The 21,633-nt window shown below is 62.5% G+C and carries 15 protein-coding genes; 4 read left to right on the top strand and 11 right to left on the bottom strand.

The genetic code is table 11. The features are described from left to right. Window positions 1–82 precede the first annotated feature (82 nt). The 10 genes from EJA05_RS23545 to hmpA form a co-directional block, all read right to left on the bottom strand. Window positions 83–1,843, bottom strand: coding sequence for an isocyanide synthase family protein (locus EJA05_RS23545; protein ID WP_125860241.1), 1,761 nt, complete (start codon window positions 1,841–1,843; stop codon window positions 83–85). A 23-nt stretch (window positions 1,844–1,866) separates the two neighbouring features. Further along, window positions 1,867–2,577, bottom strand: a complete 711-nt coding sequence (locus EJA05_RS23550; RefSeq protein ID WP_125860243.1) for an HAD family hydrolase — start codon at window positions 2,575–2,577, stop codon at window positions 1,867–1,869. Continuing rightward, window positions 2,577–3,569 carry an isocyanide synthase family protein gene (locus tag EJA05_RS23555; RefSeq protein WP_125860245.1) on the bottom strand — a complete coding sequence of 331 codons (993 nt, stop codon included), beginning with the start codon at window positions 3,567–3,569 and terminating at the stop codon, window positions 2,577–2,579. Before EJA05_RS23555 ends, EJA05_RS23550 begins: the two co-directional genes overlap by 1 nt. 175 nt (window positions 3,570–3,744) lie before the next feature. Continuing rightward, window positions 3,745–4,632, bottom strand: coding sequence for a heme o synthase (gene cyoE, locus EJA05_RS23560; protein ID WP_125465460.1), 888 nt, complete (start codon window positions 4,630–4,632; stop codon window positions 3,745–3,747). A gap of 11 nt (window positions 4,633–4,643) precedes the next feature. After that, window positions 4,644–4,976, bottom strand: a complete 333-nt coding sequence (gene cyoD, locus EJA05_RS23565) for a cytochrome o ubiquinol oxidase subunit IV (protein WP_110995871.1) — start codon at window positions 4,974–4,976, stop codon at window positions 4,644–4,646. Continuing rightward, window positions 4,976–5,599, bottom strand: a complete 624-nt coding sequence (gene cyoC / locus EJA05_RS23570) for a cytochrome o ubiquinol oxidase subunit III (protein ID WP_110995872.1) — start codon at window positions 5,597–5,599, stop codon at window positions 4,976–4,978. The genes cyoD and cyoC overlap by 1 nt, the downstream gene beginning before the upstream one ends. Window positions 5,600–5,602: 3 nt before the next feature. Continuing rightward, window positions 5,603–7,624: a cytochrome o ubiquinol oxidase subunit I gene (gene cyoB, locus EJA05_RS23575; protein WP_110995873.1), complete on the bottom strand. Its 2,022-nt coding sequence runs from the start codon at window positions 7,622–7,624 to the stop codon at window positions 5,603–5,605. Window positions 7,625–7,627: 3 nt separating this feature from the next. Next, entirely contained in the window at window positions 7,628–8,572 is a 945-nt protein-coding gene (gene cyoA / locus EJA05_RS23580; protein WP_125860247.1) for a ubiquinol oxidase subunit II, read from the bottom strand. Window positions 8,573–9,132: 560 nt separating this feature from the next. Further along, window positions 9,133–9,651 carry a disulfide bond formation protein B gene (locus EJA05_RS23585; RefSeq protein ID WP_110995875.1) on the bottom strand — a complete coding sequence of 173 codons (519 nt, stop codon included), beginning with the start codon at window positions 9,649–9,651 and terminating at the stop codon, window positions 9,133–9,135. 518 nt (window positions 9,652–10,169) lie between these two features. Continuing rightward, window positions 10,170–11,348: an NO-inducible flavohemoprotein gene (hmpA, locus tag EJA05_RS23590; protein WP_125860249.1), complete on the bottom strand. Its 1,179-nt coding sequence runs from the start codon at window positions 11,346–11,348 to the stop codon at window positions 10,170–10,172. A gap of 154 nt (window positions 11,349–11,502) precedes the next feature. On the opposite strand from hmpA, the gene norR reads away from it, so the two are divergent. Beyond that, complete coding sequence (gene norR, locus EJA05_RS23595; protein ID WP_125860251.1) at window positions 11,503–13,053, top strand: nitric oxide reductase transcriptional regulator NorR; 1,551 nt, start codon at window positions 11,503–11,505, stop codon at window positions 13,051–13,053. A gap of 168 nt (window positions 13,054–13,221) precedes the next feature. Here norR and EJA05_RS23600 read toward each other — a convergent pair whose 3' ends face one another. Continuing rightward, window positions 13,222–15,573 carry a hypothetical protein gene (locus EJA05_RS23600; RefSeq protein ID WP_125860253.1) on the bottom strand — a complete coding sequence of 784 codons (2,352 nt, stop codon included), beginning with the start codon at window positions 15,571–15,573 and terminating at the stop codon, window positions 13,222–13,224. A gap of 273 nt (window positions 15,574–15,846) precedes the next feature. Between EJA05_RS23600 and EJA05_RS23605 the strand changes: the two genes are divergently transcribed. The 3 genes from EJA05_RS23605 to EJA05_RS23615 all read left to right on the top strand — a co-directional run bounded on the left by EJA05_RS23605 (window position 15,847) and on the right by EJA05_RS23615 (window position 21,571). Next, complete coding sequence (locus tag EJA05_RS23605) at window positions 15,847–18,216, top strand: autotransporter outer membrane beta-barrel domain-containing protein (protein ID WP_125860255.1); 2,370 nt, start codon at window positions 15,847–15,849, stop codon at window positions 18,214–18,216. Between the two features lie 124 nt (window positions 18,217–18,340). Beyond that, window positions 18,341–20,572, top strand: coding sequence for an autotransporter outer membrane beta-barrel domain-containing protein (locus EJA05_RS23610; protein WP_125860257.1), 2,232 nt, complete (start codon window positions 18,341–18,343; stop codon window positions 20,570–20,572). Between the two features lie 99 nt (window positions 20,573–20,671). Continuing rightward, the gene (locus EJA05_RS23615) at window positions 20,672–21,571 is read left to right on the top strand and encodes a chemotaxis protein (protein WP_125465463.1); all 900 of its coding nucleotides are present in this window, start codon (window positions 20,672–20,674) and stop codon (window positions 21,569–21,571) included. The last annotated feature ends 62 nt before the right edge of the window (window positions 21,572–21,633 follow it).

The following is a 21,633-nucleotide window of genomic DNA, read 5'->3' on the forward strand; positions in this document are numbered from 1 at the left end:
ATAGATTGAAAAACCAGAAAATTCAAAATTGACGAGTCCCTGTGGGAGCGGGTTTACCCGCTCCCACAGGCAGGTCAATGAATCAATAAACCTGCACCCGCCACAACTCACGCGAAGCCGAGGCGGCGCTCATGGGCAGGCGCCCGTGCAGGGTCCGGTAATTGTCGATCAGCACCAGGTCGCCCGCCGCCCATTCATGGGCGATCAGGCACTGCGGGTCGTACACCAGCCCGTCGAGCTGTTCGATCAACTGACGCTGATAGGCCTCGTCACCGCCCTGCACCTGCTGCTCGAGGGTCTGCAGCGACGACTCGCACCCTTCCTGGTAACGCAGCACCGGCTCGCCCGTGCGCGGGTCGCGGTCCACCAGCGGATAGGTACGTGGCGAGCCGCCGAAATAGGTCATGCGCGTGTAGTAGGTGATGTCGACCTCCTGCCATTGCCGGGCCACCTTGAGCCCGACCTGACGCAGGGCGTTGCGGCTGTCGACGATGGTGGTCTGCCCTTCCCCGGGTTGCGGCGGCGTCTTGCAGTAGAGCATGAAGGTATGGGCGCAGAACTTGGGGTCGCGCTGCACCAGCGGGTCGCTGTCGGGCAGCAGGTTGAGGTCCCAGTGCAGCGGCGTCTTCTCCAGCGAATGCACCACGCCCTGGGGCTGCTCGGCCGGCTTGACCACGTGCACCTCGCCAAAGGCCCAGCGGTAGATGGTGCCGAAGCGCGCGCAGTCGGCGGCGAAGTTGCCCTGGTCGGGATATTCGCAGCCCTTCAGGCAGACGAAGCCGAAACTGCGCACCAGCGCCTGCAAGGTCTCGGTGGCCAGCCGTTGTGGCCCCTCCCCCGCGGGGGCGCTGACCACCAGGCCGAACAGCGGCAGTTTCTGCAGCTCGAAGCGGTAACCCTCCAGCGCCTCGCCGGTGGTTTCATGCAGCAGCCACGGCCGTCCTTGCCAGGTCACCTGCACATGCCGAGCGTTGTCGATCTCGGCACGGCCACGCAGCGACTGGCCGCCATCGAGCTGGCGCACCGGCACCGCGTGCCAGGGGCTGACGACATGGCTCAACCCCTCGGCCAGGGCCAGGGTGAACTTGGGCCCGGCGTTGTCGTACTGGTGCACCGACAGGCGAATGTGCTCGGGGAAGAAGCGATCGACCGCCGCATTGAGCGCTTGCCCGCGCAGCATCATCTGGTAGGCCTTGTGGGAGAGCTGGCGCAGATGCTCGTCCTGATCCTGGCCGGGCTCGCAACACAGGCGCAAGTCGTTGTACAGGTGGCTGCACAGCTTGTCGTGGCTGCGGGCCAGGGTTTCGTCGCCCTGGCAGTGCTCGATCAACGCCTCGACGTTCTTCCACGGCAGGCGAGCCTGCTTGACCAAGGTCGCGCGCAGCGCCTCGGGGCTGCTGGCCTGGGGGAACAGGTCTTCCATGCTCACCCAGCGGATGCAGTGGGTGACGTACAGGCTGCGCAGGGCCTGGTTGTAGGCGCGGCGTACCTCGTCGGGCACGCCGACGATGTCGTTGAAGGTGGTGCCATCGCTGAGGATGGCGATCTCGCAACCCGGTGCGTGCAGCGCGGCGATCTCCTGGCCGAGGCGGTCGAGACGCTCGATGGCCATCACCTCGCCGTAGTCCGGCAGCACGCCGAAGGTTTTGTCGCGATCGTTCGGCGATTTGCAGGGGAAACCCGGCAGCACCATGCGCAGCGGCTCGCCACGTTCGAAGCAGCGGGCCAGGCTCTGGGCCAGGTGCGCCTTGCCGCTGTCGGCGAAGCGATCGCCCTCGGCCTTGAGCAGATAACCGTCCAGCACCTGGCTGACGGCTGCGATCCAGCTGTCTTGATCATGCATCTGTGTGTCGTCCTTTGATGGTGTTACAACGAGCCGGCCAGTTCCATGGATTGGCTCAAGGGGGGAACAGCTGTGGGGCGCAAGGCCGCGAGCAACTGGTCGGGGGTCTGGCAGTACAACTGCGGGCCGTGGGCACGCAGCGTCTCGGGCTCGCCATAACCCCAACCTGCGGCGACCACCGGCATGCCGGCAGCGTGCGCCGTCAGCAGGTCGATAGGCGTGTCGCCGACGAACAGGCAATGCACGGGTGCCACGCCGAGCCGCTCGGCAGCCAGCAGCGCGGTATCAGGAGCGGGTTTGAGCGGCTGCCCCGGTTGGTGCCCCAAGACCGCGCCAAAGGCCGTGGTCGGCAGCAGCCGCTCCAGCACTTGCAGGGCCAGGACGTGGGCCTTGTTGGTGACCACGGCGATGGGCAAGCCGCGCGCTGCAAGGGTTTCGAGCAGCCGATCGATCCCGGCATAGGGGCGCGAGTACTGCACCAGGTGCTGACGGTAACAGGCGCTGTAGTCAGCCAGCAGGCGCCCGGCGTCCGATGCCCCCTGCTCCAGCGCCACCTGTTCGATCATCGCCGCCACGCCACCGCCGACCAGGGCGCGCACGCGTGCCTCGGGCAGCGCGGCCAACTGGTGCTGGACCAGTACTTGATTCAGGCACCAGGCAATGTCCGGCAGGGTGTCCACCAGGGTGCCGTCCAGGTCGAACAGCACCGCTTGCGCTTCGCTCAACCGCGCCATCACTGCACGCTCGCGTAATGGCAGGGGCGGCCGCGACGGAACACCAGGCGGCTGTAGCGCTCGTCGACATTGCTGCGCCGCTCGAGGGTAACCACGCCACGGCGCTTGATCGCCACCGAGTGCCAGGGCGTGCGCCACAGGTCGCTGGTGGGCACCAGGCGGATGCCGATCTTGCTCGACACGGCCAGTTGCGGGTGGATCGACAAGCGCAGGCACTGCGGATAGCGCGCCTGCAGCAGCGCGCTCCAGGCTTCGCTGCGCTGGATCACCCGCTGGGAGGCAGGCTTGGCCACTTTCTTCACCGCGTTCATGCTCATGCCGGCAAAGTCGGCAAGGCCGGCGTAGTCCTCCGACAGGAAACGGTGGATGCCGCAGTACATCAGCATCATGTGGTCCTCGGACTCGAAGCGCTGCTGCAACGTACGTAGCGACTGGCCGTGCTCGATCATCAGCTCTTCGCGCATGGAGTCCAGGCAGCCCAGTTGCGGGTAGGCGTCCTTGAGGTCGAACAGGGTGAACCGGCCCGGGTAGTGCTGGTCGGCGTAGCGCTGGATATCGTCGGTGTAGGCCTGAACATGGGCGTCGGGCACCCGCACCAGGTCAGAGAACACATAGCCGTCGGAGCAGATATGGATCACCGCGCCCGGTGCGTGCAGCGCGCGGATCTCCTCACAAAGCCTGTGCAGTTCATCGATGGCGTGGTGCTCGGCCAGGTCCGGCAGCGGGCCGAGGGTCTTCTGGCGATTGGGGGACTTGCCTGGAAAAGCCGGCAGCACCATTTCGATCGGCTGACCCTGCTCGAGGGCGGCCAGGACCTTGGGCAGGTGCGGCGCGAGGGCCAGCTCGTCCAGCGCAGGATCCTGCCCCGGCGCCAGGCTGCGGCGACTGAACAGGCAGTGCAGGATGGCAAGGGCGGTGTCGATGGGCGCAGCGGGGTGACGTTGGCGCAACAACGCGCCATACGCCGAAAGAGCGAGGCTCGAATCGGTCATGGGACATTCCTTTGTCTGAAAACGCGGCATTTGGGCCGCCGGGTCATCCTGACCCGCGGCGCATAAAGTCCTGCAAAGCGGGTGACGATGTCAACCACGCCCCGATGAATTTTTACCAAGGCATAAAAAAACCCCGGCGCAAAGGCCGGGGTTTTTCGGGTAACAGCCCGCTGTATCAGCGTGCGTAGGTCATCAGCACATCGGCTGCGGTCTGGCTGTCCACACCCATCATCACGCTCAGGGCGGTGACGGTGAGGATGGAGAAGCCGAATACCTTGCGCGCCCACTTGCTGTCGTCCTCGGCCTTGTAGCCGCCCCAGGCCATGTACAGCCAGTACAGGCCCATGGCAGCTGCCACGGCGAGGTAACCCAGGCCGGCGTAGCCGCCCAGGGTCAGCATCAGGGTGGCAAGCACGAAGGCCAGCACGTACAGCACGATCTGCTTCTTCGCCGCGAGGATACCGCGCGCCACCGGCAGGACCGGGATGTTGGCGGCGCTGTAGTCCTTGAAGCGGAAGATGGCGATGGCAAAGCTGTGCGGCATCTGCCACAGGCTGAACATCACCAGCAGGGTCACTGCAGCGAGGTCGAAGCTGTTGCTCACGGCGCAGTAGCCGATCACCGGAGGCATGGCACCGGACAGGCTGCCGACCAGGGTGCCGTGCACCGATTTGCGCTTCAGCCAGAGGCTGTAGAAACCGACGTAGACCACGAAGCCAACCAGGGCGCAGAACGCCGACAGTGGGTTGGCCTGCACATACAACAGGCTGAAACCCGCCACCCCGAGCAGGGTGGCGTAGATCAGCGCGAGGGGCAGCGACATGCCGCCCTGCACCATGACGCGGTTCTTGGTGCGCTCCATCTTGTGGTCGATGTCACGGTCGATGCAGTTGTTGAACACGCATCCGGACGCGACCACCAGGGAGGTACCGATCACCACTGCCAGGAACAGGGCGAAGTCCACTTGGCCCTTCGCGGCAAGGAAGAACCCGCCTGCCACGGAAAGCACGTTACCGAAAATGATCCCCGGTTTGGTGATTTGGATAAAGTGCTTCACGGACATGCAGTCTTACCTCACTTGGCCATCATTTCGAAGTGGATGCTGAACATGATCCACAGCGACAGGCCGACCAGCAGTGCAATTACCAGAACGGTGAACAGGAACGTCGACACGTTGGAACGCTGCTCTTTCGAGCGGTCCATGTGCAGGAAGTACACGAGGTGCACTACCACCTGGATGACGGCCATGGCCACCACGATCAGGACGGTCAGGTTCTTCGGCAGGCTTGGGTACATCACCAGGCCGAACGGGATCGCGGTCAGGATGATCGACAGTACGAAGCCGATCATGTAGGACTTCACGCTGCCGTGGCTGCCTTCGTGATGAGTGTCGTGTGCGTTAGCCATTACAGAACCCCCAGCAGGTAGACGACGGTGAATACGCAGATCCAGACCACGTCGAGGAAGTGCCAGAACAGGCTCAGGCAGCTCATGCGGGTCTTGGCGGTCGGCGTGATGCCGTGCTTGTTGATCTGGTACATCATGATCGCCATCCAGATCAGACCGGCGGTCACGTGCAGACCGTGGGTACCGACCAGCGCGAAGAACGCCGACAGGAAGCCGCTGCGCTGCGGGCCGTAGCCCTCAGCGATCAGGTGATGGAACTCGTAGATTTCCATCGCGATGAAGCCAGCACCGAACAGGAAGGTCACAGCCAACCAGCCCAGTACACCTGCTTTCTTGCCGTCGAACATCTTCAGCATGGCGAAGCCGAAGGTGATCGAGGACAGCAGCAGGAACGCGGTTTCAACCAGCACGAAGTCGAGCTGGAAGATGTCGTGACCCGACGGGCCGCCGGCGAAACCGCCGGACAGCACCGCGTAGGTGGCGAAGAGCGACGCAAACAGGATGCAGTCGGTCATCAGGTACAGCCAGAAACCGAGGACGGTCATCTGGCCCGAGTCGTGGTGGTGCTCGTCGTGCCCATGGTCGTGACCATGAGCAGCACCGTGGATTACTTGACTGGACATTGATTACACCCGTTCAAACGATTCGACACGTGCGCCGCCGGCAGGCAGTACACCAGCCTTGGCCAGCGCCTTCATGCGCTCGCCTTCGATGCGCGCCACTTCTTCGGCCGGAACCATGTAGCCCTGGTCGTCACGTGCAGCGTGGCGAACGAAGACCGCGATGGTCGCAACCAGGCTCGCACCCACCAGCCACCAGATGTGCCAGATGAAGGCGAAGCCGAACACGGTCAGGAACAGACCCATGAACAGACCGGTGGACGTGTTGCTCGGCATGTGGATCGCTTCGTACTTGGCCGGAGCCTTGTACGCAACGCCGGCTTCCTTGGCTTCGTGCCAGGCGTCCAGGCCAACTTTCTCAGGCATGTGAGCGAAGTTGTAGAACGGAGGTGGCGACGAAGTGGACCATTCGATGGTACGGCCGCCCCATGGGTCGCCAGTGACGTCCATGTTGTCTTTGCGGTCGCGAACCGATACGAAGATCTGGATCAGCTGGCAAGCGATACCGAACAGGATCAGCACGGCGCCGACAACGGCTACGTACAGGTAGGGTTCCCACAGTGGGTTGTCGGAGTGGTTCAGACGACGGGTCATGCCCATGAAGCCCAGGGCGTACAGCGGCATGAACGCAACGTAGAAGCCCGACAGCCAGAACCAGAAGGCAGCTTTGCCCCACTTCTCGTTCAGGGTGAAACCGAAGGCTTTCGGGAACCAGAAGGCGAAACCGGCGATGTAGCCGAATACCGCGCCACCGATGATCACGTTGTGGAAGTGAGCGATAACGAACAGGCTGTTGTGCAGGACGAAGTCAGCACCTGGAACGGCCAGCAGTACGCCGGTCATGCCACCGATGGAGAAGGTGACCATGAAGCCCAGGGTCCAGAGCATCGGTGCGGTGAAGCGCACACGGCCTTGGTACATGGTGAACAGCCAGTTGAACAGCTTCACACCGGTCGGGATGGAGATCAGCATCGTCGCCAGGCCGAAGAAGGTGTTGACGCTGGCGCCGGCACCCATGGTGAAGAAGTGGTGCAGCCAGACCGCAAAGCCGAGGATGGCGATGGCGCCCGATGCGTAGATCATCGAGTGGTGGCCGAACAGGCGTTTGCCAGAGAACGTCGAAGTCACTTCCGAGAACACGCCGAAGGCCGGCAGGATCAGGATGTAAACCTCAGGGTGACCCCAGGCCCAGAACAGGTTGACGTACATCATCGGGTTCCCACCAAGCTCGTTGGTGAAAATGTGGAAGTCCAGATAACGGTCAACAGTCAGCAGGGCGAGTGCGGCGGTCAGGATCGGGAACGAAGCGACGATCAGCACGTTGGCCCAGGTGCAGGTCCAGGTGAAGATCGGCATGTCCATCAGCTTCATGCCAGGTGCGCGCATCTTCATCACGGTGACGAGGAAGTTCACGCCGGTCAGTGTCGTACCCAAGCCTGAGAGCTGTAGCGCCCAGATGTAGTAGTCGACACCCACCCCAGGGCTGTACTGAATGCCCGCGAGCGGCGGATAGGCAACCCAGCCGGTCTTGGCGAATTCACCAACGCCCAGCGAGATGTTGACCAGCAGCACGCCTGCCAGCAGCAGGTAGAAGCTCAGGGAGTTCAGGAACGGGAAGGCAACGTCACGTGCACCGATCTGCAGAGGAACCGCCAGGTTCATCAGGCCGGTGAAGAACGGCATCGCCATGAAGATGATCATGATCACACCGTGGGCGGTGAAGATCTGGTCATAGTGTTCAGGCGGCAGGTAGCCTTCGGAGCCACCGGTAGCGGCAGCCAGCTGGGTACGCATCATGATGGCGTCGGCGAAGCCGCGCAGCAGCATGACCATAGCGACGATGATGTACATCACGCCGATTTTCTTGTGGTCGACCGTGGTCAGCCACTCGGTCCACAAGTAGGTCCACTTGCGGAAATAGGTGATGGCACCAACGACAGCGATACCACCGAGCGCGATCATGGCAAGCGTCACCATGACTATCGGCTCGTGATACGGTATCGCCTCCAGAGTTAATTTACCGAACATCTCTTACTCCTCTGCACCGGCAGCTGGTTGCATACTCGATTCCACACCCTTGGTGGTCGCCAGATCTTTGCTGCCTGCTTCTTCGTGGACCGGCTTGCCGCGGTTCATGCCTTCGTACTTGTCGACGATGCGCTGGAACTGGTCAGCCGGTGCCTCGCTGTACAGCGCGACCGGGTTGTTTTCGCTTGGTTTGGCCAGGGCTTCGTATTCGGCCTTGTCCAGCTTCTTCGGCGAGGCCTTCACTTCAGCGACCCATGCATCGAAGTCAGCTTGCGAAGTGGCGGTTGCCTTGAATTTCATACCGGTGAAACCGGCGCCGCTGTAGTTGGCGCTGATACCGTCAAACACACCGTTCTCGTTGGCGATCAGGTGCAGTTTGGTGGTCATGCCAGCCATGGCGTAGATCTGGCCGCCCAGGCCCGGGATGAAGAACGAGTTCATCACGGCGTCCGAGGTGACGCGGAAGTTGACCGGGGTGTTGGCCGGGAAAACGATCGTGTTGACCGTGGCAATGCCTTGTTCCGGGTAGATGAACAGCCATTTCCAGTCCAGCGCGACCACGTCGATCTGCACCGGCTTCACATCGGAATCCAGTGGACGGTACGGGTCCAGCTTGTGGGTGGAGTGGTAGGTGACGTAACCCAGGGCGATGATGATCAGGATCGGGATGATCCACACCGCGGCCTCGATCTTGGTCGAGTGCGACCAGTCGGGGGTGTAGGTGGCGGACTTGTTGGAAGCGCGGTACTTCCAGGCGAACGCCAGCGTCATGATGATCACGGGAATGACCACCAGCAGCATCAAGCCGGTGGCGATCAGGATCAGGTTCTTCTGCTCAATGCCTACCTGGCCCTTCGGGTCGAGCAGGGTCCAGTTGCACCCACTGAGTAAAAGCATGCCTAAAAAGGGCAATATGCCAAACAGTCTGGGGTAACGCTTTTTACTCATCTCACGACCTCTAGATCAGCTTGCTTCAATGCAATTTGTGTTTTGGTAGCCAACACTTCGTCCTGCCAAGCGTCAGCAATTCGAGCCCGAATTCGCCCCTGCCTGGGGTCCGACTGCTGGACCTGGGCGCGAGCGCATATACGGTGCTTTATGGTTTCGTAGGCAAACGGCCTGTACTTCAGACCAAGTCCATTTGGTGCGGGAAAACGCGGAGGGGTGTCCGCCCGGATCGCCGTTGGGCGAAACTTGTCGAAGTCAGCAATAAGAAAGCGCTGCGGCTTCCTTCAATCCTGCGACTCGCAAGCAGTGCCGAACGGAAATTGGGGGCGATTGTAGATAGGTCGCCCCCCATTGACTATGACTTATTGAGCAACAGTCTTTTACAGAATCCGCAACAATAGCACCCCAAAAATCAACTTCGCGACAGTTTGTCGCACCCTGCGCAGTAGCCCTGAAACCCTTGTAGCGCAAGGCTTGGGGGTTGATCCAGAGCAACCCTGGGGGCTGATTTCCTACTTATCTCGTCGCGCAATAGACCTGGGTCAAACAAGGACTTTGGTCTAACGAACGGTGCGTTCGTGGCGACGGTTACGGTAGATCCCCAGCGGCACCAGGATGGCCGTCAGCACGAACGCCAACAGGGCCCACTGGGCAAGCGACAGACCGAGAATCGGTGGGTAGGGCGTTGAGCAGAAGCCATCGACCTGGAAGGCCAGCGGCCAGAGCTTGGCCAGCGGCAGGTCATCGACGATCGGCTGCAAGGTGTCGATGCCGCAGCTGACCATCGGGTTGGCGAGTATATACACATGGTTACCGGCTGCAACGATGCCACCGATGGCGCTCAGCACCACCAGCGCCTCGAACAGGGTCAGGCTTTTACGCCCGGGCATGGCCGCGGCGATGAAGGCGAAGATCGCGATGAACAGCAAGGCGTAGCGTTGCAGGATGCACAGCGGGCATGGCGCTTCGCCCAGCACCACCTGCATGTACAGGGCACCGCCGATCAGCGCCAGGCAGATCAGGCCAAGGAGCACCAGAAAGCGCCGTTCGCGGTTCAGGCGCGATGAGAGTTCGTTCATTGCCGATTCCTTCGATGGAGAGTGGCAGCGCTGGCTGCCCGAGGGGCGCCAAGTCTACACGCTGGAGTGGACCTGTGACTGCGTCGAGGAACGGTGAGCGCGGCTATCCATTGATGACCTAGGACCGAGCGTGTCGGTTTCGGTTCACTGCCGCGCGTAAAAAACACGGCAGCCCGAGCGCCGGACAGGGACAAGCCCCTCGACACTCGGGAGTGAAGGATACAGTGATTAAAGGAGGATTAAAGATGAAGGCGGGTGTAACCGCGTTCATCACTTCCTTATATAGAAGAGAGGCTGGGCCCAATCGCTGCGGTTCGGCGCTCGGCCAGGCCGGCAGCGCCGAATGTCATCGTCCGCTTCGTTCTCGATTACCCACGGCCGGAGCATCCGGGTGCTGCCGGCCCGACAGAACGCCGAACCGCAGCGATTGGGATGAAACCCATCGCGGGGCAAGCCCGCTCCCACGAAGATCGAGATCTGGCGTGGGAGCGGGCTTGCCCCGCGATGACATCAGTGCATCACTCCAGCGCCGCCGCCGGCCCGAAGAACTCATAACGGCTCTGCCCTTCCGGCACACCAATCGCCTTGAGCTGGCGCTTGATCGCCGCCATGAAGCCCTTCGGCCCCAGGAAGTAGGCATCCACATCACGCTCGCGTGGCAGCCACTCGGCCAACAGCTCCTGGCTCAGCAGGCCCACGGCATCAGCCGCCTGGCTACCGTCATCCTCGGCGTAGCAGTAAAAGCGCTTGAGCTGCGGATGACGCGCAACCAGGCCGTCAATCCAGTCGGCAAAGGCATGCACCGCGCCATTGCGTGCGCAGTGGATGAAATGCACCGGGCGCTGGGTTTTCAACGCAGCCTCGAGCATGGCCAAGGTCGGGGTAATGCCCACGCCGCCACTGATCAGCACCAGCGGCTTGTCGCTGGCCGCCAGGGTGAAGTCGCCGGCCGGCGGGAACAGCTGCAGGCTGTCGCCCACCATCAGCCCGTCATGCAGGTAGTTGGACACCTTGCCGCCCGCTTCGCGCTTGACGCTGATGCGGTACTGCTCGCCGTCGCACAGCGCCGACAGCGAATAGTTGCGACGCTGCTCCTGGCCATCGATGAACAGCTGCAAGCCGATGTACTGGCCCGGCTCGGCCTTGAGTACTGGCTTGCCATCCACCGGGGCGAAGTAGAACGAGACGATCTCGCTGCTTTCCTGCTCGCGGCGCACCAGGCGGAACTCGCGGGCACCACGCCAGCCGCCGGCGGCTTCTTCCTTCTGTTTGTACAGGCTCTCTTCGGCGCCGATCAGGATGTCGGCCAGCTGGCCGTAGGCGGCGCCCCAGGCGGCGATCACCTCAGGGGTGGCGATCTCCTTGCCCAACACTTCCTCGATGGCGCGCAACAGGCAGCTGCCGACGATCGGATAGTGCTCGGGGAGGATCTGCAGGGCCACATGCTTGTTGATGATCTGGCCGACCAGGCCACCAAGCTGTTCAAGCTTGTCGATGTGGCGGGCGTACATCAGCACGCCGTTGGCCAGGGCGCGCGGCTGGTCGCCGCTGGCCTGGTGGGCCTGGTTGAACAGCGGACGCACCTCGGGGAACTCGCTGAGCATCATCTTGTAGAAGTGGGTGGTCAGCGCTTCGCCGCCGCTTTCCAGCAGAGGAACAGTGGCTTTGATGATTGCACGTTGTTCGGCATTGAGCATTGCTGCAACTCCTGAGCCTTTGGCTTCGAATGGTTGCCTTGGACTTATCAGCAATCGTGCCAACTTTAAAAGCCAATGAAATCAGGCACTTGAGCATATAAGTGTCAAAAAGACACACTCAGGCGTATAGTCATTTCGACCAAATGGAGTCCATATGACTGCAAAACCCCTGCTCACCGCCCTCCTCCCCCTGGTCAGCGACCTGTCCTGCGACCTGCCCGACCAGGAACGCTATCGCCGCCTGCTCCAGGCCATGCGCGGCCTGTTGCCATGCGATGCTGCGGCGCTGCTGCGCCTGGATGGCGAATGGCTGGTGCCGCTGGCGGTGGATGGCTTGTCGCCCGACACCCTCGGCCGGCGCTTTCGGGTCAGCGAGCACCCGCGCTTCCAGGCCCTGCTCAGCCGCCCCGAGCCGACCCGCTTCCCCAGCGACAGCCCGCTGCCCGACCCCTACGACGGCCTGGTCGATGCCGAACATGTCGACCTGCAAGTGCACGACTGCATGGGCTGCCCGTTGATGGTCGACGAGCAGCCCTGGGGCCTGCTGACCCTCGACGCCCTCACCGCCGGGCAGTTCCAGAGCCTGGAGCTGGACGCCCTGCAGGCCTTCGCCAGCCTGGCCGCCGCCACCGTCACCGTGGCCGAGCGCATCGAGCACCTGGCCCTGCGCGCCGAGGATGAACACCAGCGCGCCGAGGTGTACCGCCAGGCCAGCGGCCAGGACAAGGAACTGATCGGCCAGAGCAAGGCGCACAAACGCCTGGTCGAAGAAATCCGCCTGGTCGGCGGCAGCGACCTGACCGTGCTGATCACCGGTGAAACCGGTGTCGGCAAGGAGCTGGTAGCCCAGGCCCTGCACCGCGCCAGCAAGCGCGCCGACAAGCCGCTGATCAGCCTCAATTGCGCCGCCCTGCCCGACACCCTGGTGGAGAGCGAGCTGTTCGGCCACGTGCGCGGCGCGTTCACCGGCGCCCATGGCGAGCGGCGCGGCAAGTTCGAACTGGCCAACGGCGGCACGCTGTTCCTCGACGAAGTCGGCGAACTGCCCCTGGCGGTGCAGGCCAAGCTGCTGCGGGTGTTGCAGAGCGGCCAGTTGCAGCGCCTGGGCTCGGACCGCGACCACCAGGTGGACGTGCGCCTGATCGCCGCCACCAACCGCGACCTGGCCGAAGAGGTACGCAACGGCCACTACCGAGCCGACTTCTACCACCGGCTCAGCGTGTACCCGTTGCAGGTGCCGCCGCTGCGCGAGCGCGGCCGTGATGTGCTGTTGCTGGCGGGGTATTTCCTCGAGCAGAACCGTTCGCGCCTGGGCCTGGGCAGTTTGCGCCTGTCCGCCGAGGCTCAGGCCGCGCTCGAAACCTACGACTGGCCAGGCAATGTGCGAGAGCTGGAACACTTGATAGGGCGTTCGGCGTTGAAGGCCATGGGGCGTCATGCACAACGTCCGCGCATCCTGACCTTGAGCAGCGATGATTTGGACCTGCGCCAAGCCGCCTTGCCCGGCACTGTGGCGCAGGTAGCGCCCCCCCAGGCCACCGGCGTGCCGGACGGCGGCCTGCGCGAAGCGCTGGATGCTTATCAACGCCAACTGATCGAGGCCTGCCTGCAACGTCATAACCACAACTGGGCAGCGGCAGCACGCGAGCTGGGGCTGGACCGCGCCAACCTCAGTAGACTCGCCAAGCGCCTGGGGCTGCAATAAGCAGTACCTGTTGCTGATTCAGACACAGGCAAGGCGAACCAGCAAGGGTTCGCCTTGCCTGATCGCCGCTCGGCGACTTTTCGTAGAAACCCTACATGGCCCAATACCATGGGTCCAGGTCCGAAGGTGGCTGCCCCGATAAGCGCGGCAACCACCCCCTACTCCTGACTACTCTTCGGACACCGTGACCTCGATTCCCACCAATCGCGACAATGCGCTCTGCACGCCTTCCTTGTTGGTGACGCGATAGCCGAAGAACAGAACGCGATTGTTCCCCAGCGTCAACATGTCACGGCGTGAGAAAGCAATCAGCGACTTTTGCTCCGGATCCCCAGCGACGAACATCTTCAGGTACTGTCCGGAGTCTGTTGACTCGGACGTACCCAGCCAGGTTTCAATGCGGTCTCCCGCCTCCCCCCCGAAGTAGGGATTCACCCAGGTATTGAGCAACCCTCCATCCAGGTCGGCCTCGCTGATGCCTTGACGCTGCGCATCGCTGAAGGCAATCGCGGGTAGGTTCACGGGTACGCGACTGAAGGAACTAACGGCGGTGTTGCCAAACAGCACCGGGCAACTACCCCCCGCCACGTTCAACGCGAAGCGAACGAACTTCTGCGGCGCAGCTTTTGAACCGTACTGATTGGCCAGCGTGTAATCCAGTGTCGCGCCATTCCTGCAGATCAGCCGGATATGGGCATAGGGCATGGAGATTTCGAAGTAGCCCTGATCAAGGTGTTGCTGTGTCAGTGGCACATTGTCCGCTTTCAATCGAGTGGCCTCAATTGGCGCTGCTGGCGGATTTGTAGGAGGCACCGTCGCATCACCACTCTGGATCCCGACGAAGTTGTAACTGAGTGTAGGGCTCTTGACCAGTTCAATATTGCTCACACCCGCCAGCGGAATCCTGAATGGCGTACCATCAAGACCGTTTGCACGGGTGATGATGTTATTGGCATTGGCCTCAGGGAATACACCCGGAAGCAATGCAGCAGGGCCACCCGGCAAACTCTCCACAGACGCGACTTTCACGATCTGGACAGGTGATTTCACCGTAACAGGAACAGGCCCCTTGTCACCCGGCAACTGACGTGTGATCTCATAGTAGACAGGAATATCACCGACACCCTCGGTTTCGATGACGCCAGCATGGGGCACCGGATAATCAATATTGGCCCCCTCGTTACTCTGATCGACGGTCTTAGTATTGGGTAATTTGGTCGATCCCCAATACAACTGGATGACATCACCCCTCTGCCAGATCAGCGTGTTTTCTTCGCCCTGCCGGCGAATCACGGCGGTGGCGTCCTTGCCGAAATCGCCCGGAAGGATTTCATTGAGCGGACTGCTGCCCTGGTTGACACGCACTTCGGCTCGGCGCAGGTTGTCATGTTCCGGCGTACCAGGGTCCGGATCAACGATACCGCCCGGCCCGCTCAGGTCGACCCTGATCGTGGTAGTGGGTGAGGAGACGACCGGATCGCTGCCGTGCGCCATGTTATAGCTGACGTTGACACTGCGTGATGCGTAACCGCCCGCAGCAACCTCGGCCAATGGCACCTGAACACTCAGCACAGGGTCGCCGGCCGCGTTGCTGATGGGCACCGCAGGCTGGGCTCTGCCCTCCCAGATGACAGTGATCATATCGCCGTCGGCAACGCCGTCATAGGTAGGGATCTGCACCTCTACATGGGTATTGGCATCAGAAAAGGTCACCAGACCGTCGTCGGCTTCCGGTACCAATGGCGCGTCAAGGGCGGCCAAGTTGATGTAGACGGGGATACGCGTGACGAAGGAACGCGGGCTGACGTTGCCGGCATAATCGGTGACCCGATAGGCGAAATACAGCGGTTTGCCATCGCCCGCAGTGACGAAGTCATTCGTCAGGAACTTGACCTCCGTGGGGTCGCTGGCCGGGTCCACCTCATAGCTGCCGGATAGGTACTTGGTATCGTCCTGAGCATTCGAGTCACTCAGCCACATCTGGATCTTATCGCCCAGTTCCGCGTACAAGTAGGGGTCTACCAATACTTCCAGATCGCCGTCGGTATTCAGATCAGCGACCGTGATGCCACTCAATTGATCATCGCTGAATGCGATCGGCGGCAGCTGGGAGCCCCCGGCAGCTCGGCGATCAAAGCGTACTTGCACCGGATCGATGGATGTTTGTCCGTCCTCCGAAGCGGCATCATAGAGGAAGTAGTCCAACTTAACGGTTACATCACTACCGTTAGCCGGATATTTACTAGTCTTAAAAAGCAACGTTAATTCATCAGGCACAGGGAGTGCAATTTGCAGTACTTCACTCACCACGCTATCCGGATCCAGCGGATCGTCACCAATGAACAAACGCACCGACAAAGTATCTACGAATTCAGCATTCGTCGGAATGATAACTTCCAAGTCATTGACCAAATCCGCAATCTTGATAAGACCTCTATCGAGTTTGGGAACCGTGGGTGCGGGCAGTGTAGCGTTAACCCCTGCTTTACCTGCACGATTTAATTTGTCAAACGCAGTCATACGATCACCTTTATTGGCAATGATAATCACACTAACGACAAAAACCAGAAATACCAAACTGTAAGGTTTCAGCACCCTCTACTTTTACTTGCCTGCCACTTCCGACAACCAAGCACTGACAATCCTAACCCACGCATCTGCACCAGAAACCTAGCATTATTGTCAGGTGCCAAAACAACAATCCTGCGTATAGTGATCAATCAAGACTGACCTCGGTGATAAACATGCACTCGACGCGATAAGCCACATGCCGTCAACTTGGAGGTAGAGGCAATGAAATCCCGTCAATCGACCAGGGCCACACCCAGTCAATTCCGATCATTGCTTCTATTGCTCTCCACCCTGGGAGGCGTGGCCTCGGCAGCCACCCTTCCCCCCGGCGGCAGCGCCAGTGTCGGCCCAGGCACCCCGGCGGAGTCATGGCTGCTGAACAGCGCCACCTTGACTGTCCAGCCAGGTGGGCAAACCCTGCAGATCACCGCCAACCAGGGTTCGCAAGTGACCCTGGACGCAGCCACCGTCAACGGCGGCAATGCTCGGGCCTTGGTGCTGTCCGCCAGCCAGGCCACCATCCGTGATTCCACCTTGACCTCCAGCGCCAACATCGGTCTGTCGCTGACCAGTGATCTGGCGGGCTCATCGCCGGGCTCCAGCGCGCTAGTGCAGAACAGCACGATCACCGGTTTCGGCCGCGGGCTCAACGTTTCAGGAGGCAGCAGCGCCACGCTCGTCAACTCGACCCTCACAGGCACAGGGACCGGAGCAGGGGGTGTGGCTGGCGATGGGCTGGGCATCAGCCTGGTCGGCGGTGAAGCGATCCTGCAAGACAGCACGGCCACTGGCAGCAACAGAGGCGCGGGGCTGTTCGCCAACGCCGTCGGGGGCAATACCCAACCCCACCTGGTGCTGGATCACTCCAGCCTCACCTCGCAGACGGGCAGCGCGATCGTGGTGAGCAACCTCAACGCGCCGGCGATGCTGGCGCGCATCGAGATACGCAATGGCTCGACGTTGTCGGCGGCCAACGGCACCCTGGTTGAAATCGGCCTACCGGACGATGGGCCCGGCACGCTGACCCAGGCCAGCGTGAGCATCGATGCCAGCAGCCTGCAAGGCGATGTGCGTGCCAGCAATGGCGCCATCGCGGATGTCGCCTTGAACAACGGTGCCGCGCTGACAGGGAACATGATCGATGTCACCAGCTTGTCGCTGGATGCCAGCCGTATGACGGGCGATGTGCGTTCGTCATCGGCCAGCACGGTCATACGCCTGACCAACCAGGCCAACCTGACGGGCTCGGTGAACACGGCCCAGAGCACGCTGGTCGCCAGCGGTTCACGCTTTGACATGGTCAACGACTCTCACGTCGGTGCCCTGACGCTGGATGGCGGCACGGTGAGCCTGCGCGGGGGCAATGGCGCCTTTCGCACCCTGACCGCCACCCAGCTGAACGGCGCCGGCACCTTCGTGCTCGGCACGGACCTGGCCCAGGTGACGGGCGACCTGGTGAACATCGAGGGGCAGGCCCAAGGCACCCACGGCCTGCTCATCGCCAACACCGGCGCCGAGCCCGCGGCGGGCAGCGCGCCCCTGCGGGTGGTGCATACCCAAGGGGGCGACGCTCAGTTTTCGGTGCTGAGCAGCAATGGCCGGGTGGATGTCGGCACCTTCTCCTACGGACTGGAACAGCGCGATACCGACTGGTACCTGGTGCAAGGCGACACCCCGGTCATCTCCTCCAGCACGCAGACCGCCATTGCCCTGTTCAGCGCCGCACCCACCGTGTGGTACGGCGAACTCAGCACGTTGCGCAGCCGCATGGGCGAGCTACGCAGCGGCTACGGCCAAGGCGGTTTCTGGGCACGGAGCTACGGCAACAAGTACCGGGTGGCCGCCGCCGACCAGGTGCACTACGCGCAGAATCAGCAAGGTGTTTCATTCGGCGTCGACACCCCGCTACCCAGCCAAGGCGGCCTCTGGCTGCTCGGCGTGATGGCCGGCTACAGCGATTCGCAACTGGACATGCGCCTGGGCAGCAATGGCCGTGTCGCCAGCTACTACCTGGGCGTATACAGCACCTGGCTGGCCGACAACGGCTACTACGTCGACGCGGTGCTCAAGGCCAACCGCTTCGACAACAAGGCCGATGTGCGCATGAGCGATGGCGCCAAGGCCAAGGGGGACTACAACAACTATGGCCTGGGGGGCTCCGTGGAGGCTGGCCGGCATTTCAAGCTGGACGACGGCTGGTTCATCGAACCCTACGTCCAGCTCTCGGCACTGTGGGTCAATGGCGAACACTACGACCTGGACAACGGCATGCGCGCCAGCAGCGACAGGGCCGACTCGCTGCTGGGCAAGGTGGGGGCACAGGCCGGCCGGACCATTCCCCTGCAAGCGGGTGGTTTCGTGCAGCCCTACGTGAAAGCGGCGGCCGTGCGCGAGTTCGCGCGCAACAACGATGTGCAGATCAACCAAACCTCCTTTCATGACGACCTGTCCGGAGAGCGTCTGGAACTGGGAGCAGGTCTCGCGGCCCAGGTTTCAGCTCGCCTGCAACTGCATGCCGACATCGACTACGGCAACGGTAAGAACATCGAACAGCCCTGGGGTGTGAACCTCGGTTTGCATTACGCCTGGTAAGGGCATCGACGGACGGACCCGTTCGGCATCATGGCTATATTCCTACAACATCACAGGTATTTTCCTAGGGTCACTTGGGATTCGCCTCGGTCAAATAGCACCTCTTTTTTGACCGGGCCACCCCATGACCTACTTACCCATTCGCACGCTGCTCGCGTCGACGATCGCAGCCTTGGCGGTATCTGCCCACGCCGTGGACGTCATCGAAGTACCTGCCGGTGACAGCCACACCGTAGGCCAAGGCGATCCAGTCAACCGCTATCACGTGCTCGGCGGGACACTGAACGTCACACAAGGCGCACAGACCGAGCGAATCCTGGGCAGGAACGGGGCGCAGCTGAACATGAGCGGCGCAACCGTGAATACCGTCGGTATCGCGGGTATTTCCTTGTTCGACAGCAATGCCGTCATTGACGGCAGCACCATCACCGCCACCGCCGACCCTGCGCGCCCCGGAGACTCCGCCGCGGGCATCACCCTGCAGGACTCCAGCGCCCGCGTCAGCAACAGCCGCGTCTCTGGCAGCGGGCATGGCATCAATGCTGCGGGTGCGAGTGTGCTCGATCTGTCGAACTCACAGGTCGATGGCCGCGCACTGGCCAATGGCAGCGGCCCTCTGGCGGGCGGCGTCGGCCTGGTGGCCACCGGCGCGACGGTGCGCATCCGTGAGAACAGCGTGATCTCGGGCGACGACAATGGCGTCGTGCTGTTCACCAGTTCCCTGTTCCCGGGCAGGCCCGCAACGACACTGAGCCTCGACGGCTCCGCCATAGTCGGCCGCAACGGCAGTGCCATCCGGGTCATCCGCGCCCCTGGCGCCGACGAAACCGTGCAGATCGACATCAGCAATGGCTCGACGCTCTCGGGCGGCAACGGCGTGATCATCGAGGTCGTGGAAGGTGGCCGCGCCAATGCCGTGGTGAACGACAGCCAGTTGACCGGCAACATCGTGGTCGACGAGGACTCGACCCTGGACCTGAAGCTCACCAACCACGCCAGCCTGACCGGCCGCCTCGACAACGTCACATCGCTGGTGCTCGAAGACGCGTCCAGCTGGGTCGTGACCGGCGACTCCACGGTCGGTCGCCTGTCGCTCGACACAGGTACGGTCGACCTGCGCGGCAATGCCCCTGGCGCCGCTTTCAACCACCTGCAAGTGGGCGAATTGTCCGGCAGCGGGACCTTCATGCTGCGCGCCGACCTGAGCGGCCAGCAGGGCGACTTCCTCGATGTCAGCGGCAAGGCCAGCGGCGATCACCAGTTGTTGGTGCAGAGCACCGGCACCGACCCGAACAGCGCGGTGGACGCCCATCAGGTCGTGCATACCGGCCAAGGCAGCACCTCGCAGTTCGGCCTGATCGGTGGGCAAGTGGACTTCGGTACGTTCGCCTACGAGCTCGAGCAACGGGGCGATGACTGGTTCCTGGTGCGCAAGGGCAACACCACCACGCCGGGCACGCGCTCGGTCACCGGCCTGTTCAGCGCCGCGCCGACCGTGTGGTACGGCGAGTCGAGCACCCTGCGCGGGCGCATGGGCGAGTTGCGCAACGGCCAGCAAAGCGGCGGTGGCTGGCTGCGCAGCTACGCCAACAAGTATCAGGTAGCGGCCGGTGCCGGCGCGGCTTATGACCAGGTGCAGCAGGGTATCGCCTTCGGTGCCGACGCCCCGTTGCCCTCCCGCGATGGCCAATGGCTGGTGGGCCTGATGGGCGGCTACAGCCGCTCGCAACTGGATCTTTCCGGCGGCACCACTGGCCAGGTCGACAGCTACCACATCGGCGCCTACAGCACCTGGCTGGCGGACGATGGCCTGTACATCGATGCCCTGATCAAGGCCAACCGCTTCCAGAACAGCTCGGACGTGCGCATGAGCGATGGCCGCAAAGCCAAGGGCGAATACAGCAACCACGGCATCGGCGCCTCGGTCGAGATGGGCAAGCATTTCAAGCTCGACGATGGCTGGTTCGTCGAACCCTACGCCCAAGGCTCCGCACTGTGGGTCGACGGCGCCAGCTATAGCCTCGATAACGGCATGCGCGCCAGCACCCGCAACGCCGATTCGCTGCTGGCCAAGGCGGGCAGCCATGTGGGACGCACCTTTGCCCTGGCCGACGGCGGCTTCGCGCAACCCTATGTGAAGGCGGCTTACGCCCACGAGTTCGCCCGCGACAACCAGGTACGGGTCAACGACACGCGGTTCGCCAATGACCTGTCGGGCAGCCGCATCGAACTGGGGGCCGGCATCAACGCCCAGCTGACCGACGTGCTGCAGGTGCAGGCCGGTTTCGACTACATGAAGGGCGAGCGCATCGAACAACCCTGGGGGGTCAACCTGGGGGTACGTTACAACTGGTAATCAGCAAAGGGCCGCAAGGCCCTTTTTATCTAAAGCCTGGCCGTCGCAGGCCGATACCCCGGCATCCTCCTCTATTCCCGACACTCCGGAAGGTTGCCCATGGCCACGCAAAAAGCCCGCGCGGACTCGTTGTCCCTGCTGCTGTTCACCCTGCGCAGCGGCAAGCTGATGGCAATCAACCTGCTCAAGGTCAGCGAGATCATCACCTGCCCGCCGCTGACCAAGCTGCCGGAGGCCCACCCGCACGTCAAAGGCGTGGCCACCCTGCGCGGCAACTCGCTGTCGGTGATCGACCTGTCCCGCGCCATCGGCGAAATGCCCCTGGCCGACCCCGACGGCGGCTGCCTGATCGTCACCGAGATCAGCCGCTCGCGCCAGGGCCTGCACGTGCAGGCGGTGAGCCGCATCGTCCACTGCCTGAGCACCGACATCAAACCGCCGCCGTTCGGCTCGGGCAACCGCTCGTTCATCACCGGCGTGACCCGGGTCGACAACACCCTGGTGCAGGTGCTGGACATCGAAAAGGTCATCCACGGCATCGCCCCGCCACAGCACGAACCGCACCCGGGCGAAGTCAGCGAAGAAGACGCAAGCCTGCTGGCGGCCGCCAACATCCTGGTGGTCGACGACAGCCAGGTGGCGCTGCAGCAGTCGGTGCACACCCTGCGCAACCTCGGCATCGAATGCCACACCGCACGCAGCGCCAAGGATGCAATCAACGTACTGCTGGAGCTCCAAGGCACCGAGCGGGAGATCAACATCATCGTCTCGGACATCGAGATGTCCGAAATGGACGGCTTTGCCTTCACCCGCACCCTGCGCGAAACCCCGGACTTCCAGCACCTGTACATCCTGCTGCACACCTCGCTGGACAGCGCCATGAGCGGCAAGAAGGCCGAGGAAGCCGGGGCCAACGCCATCCTCACCAAATTCAGCTCGCCGGAGCTGACCGACTGCCTGGTGGTGGCGGCCCGCGCTGTGGTGTTCGCCGAGCGCTGATATATTCAGCGACAAACTCCCCGGCTTGCTGTCGGGGAGCGTTCGGGCATAATTCGCGCCCT

Origin of the sequence: Pseudomonas oryziphila (assembly GCF_003940825.1) — a bacterium.
Lineage (GTDB): Bacteria > Pseudomonadota > Gammaproteobacteria > Pseudomonadales > Pseudomonadaceae > Aquipseudomonas > Aquipseudomonas sichuanensis.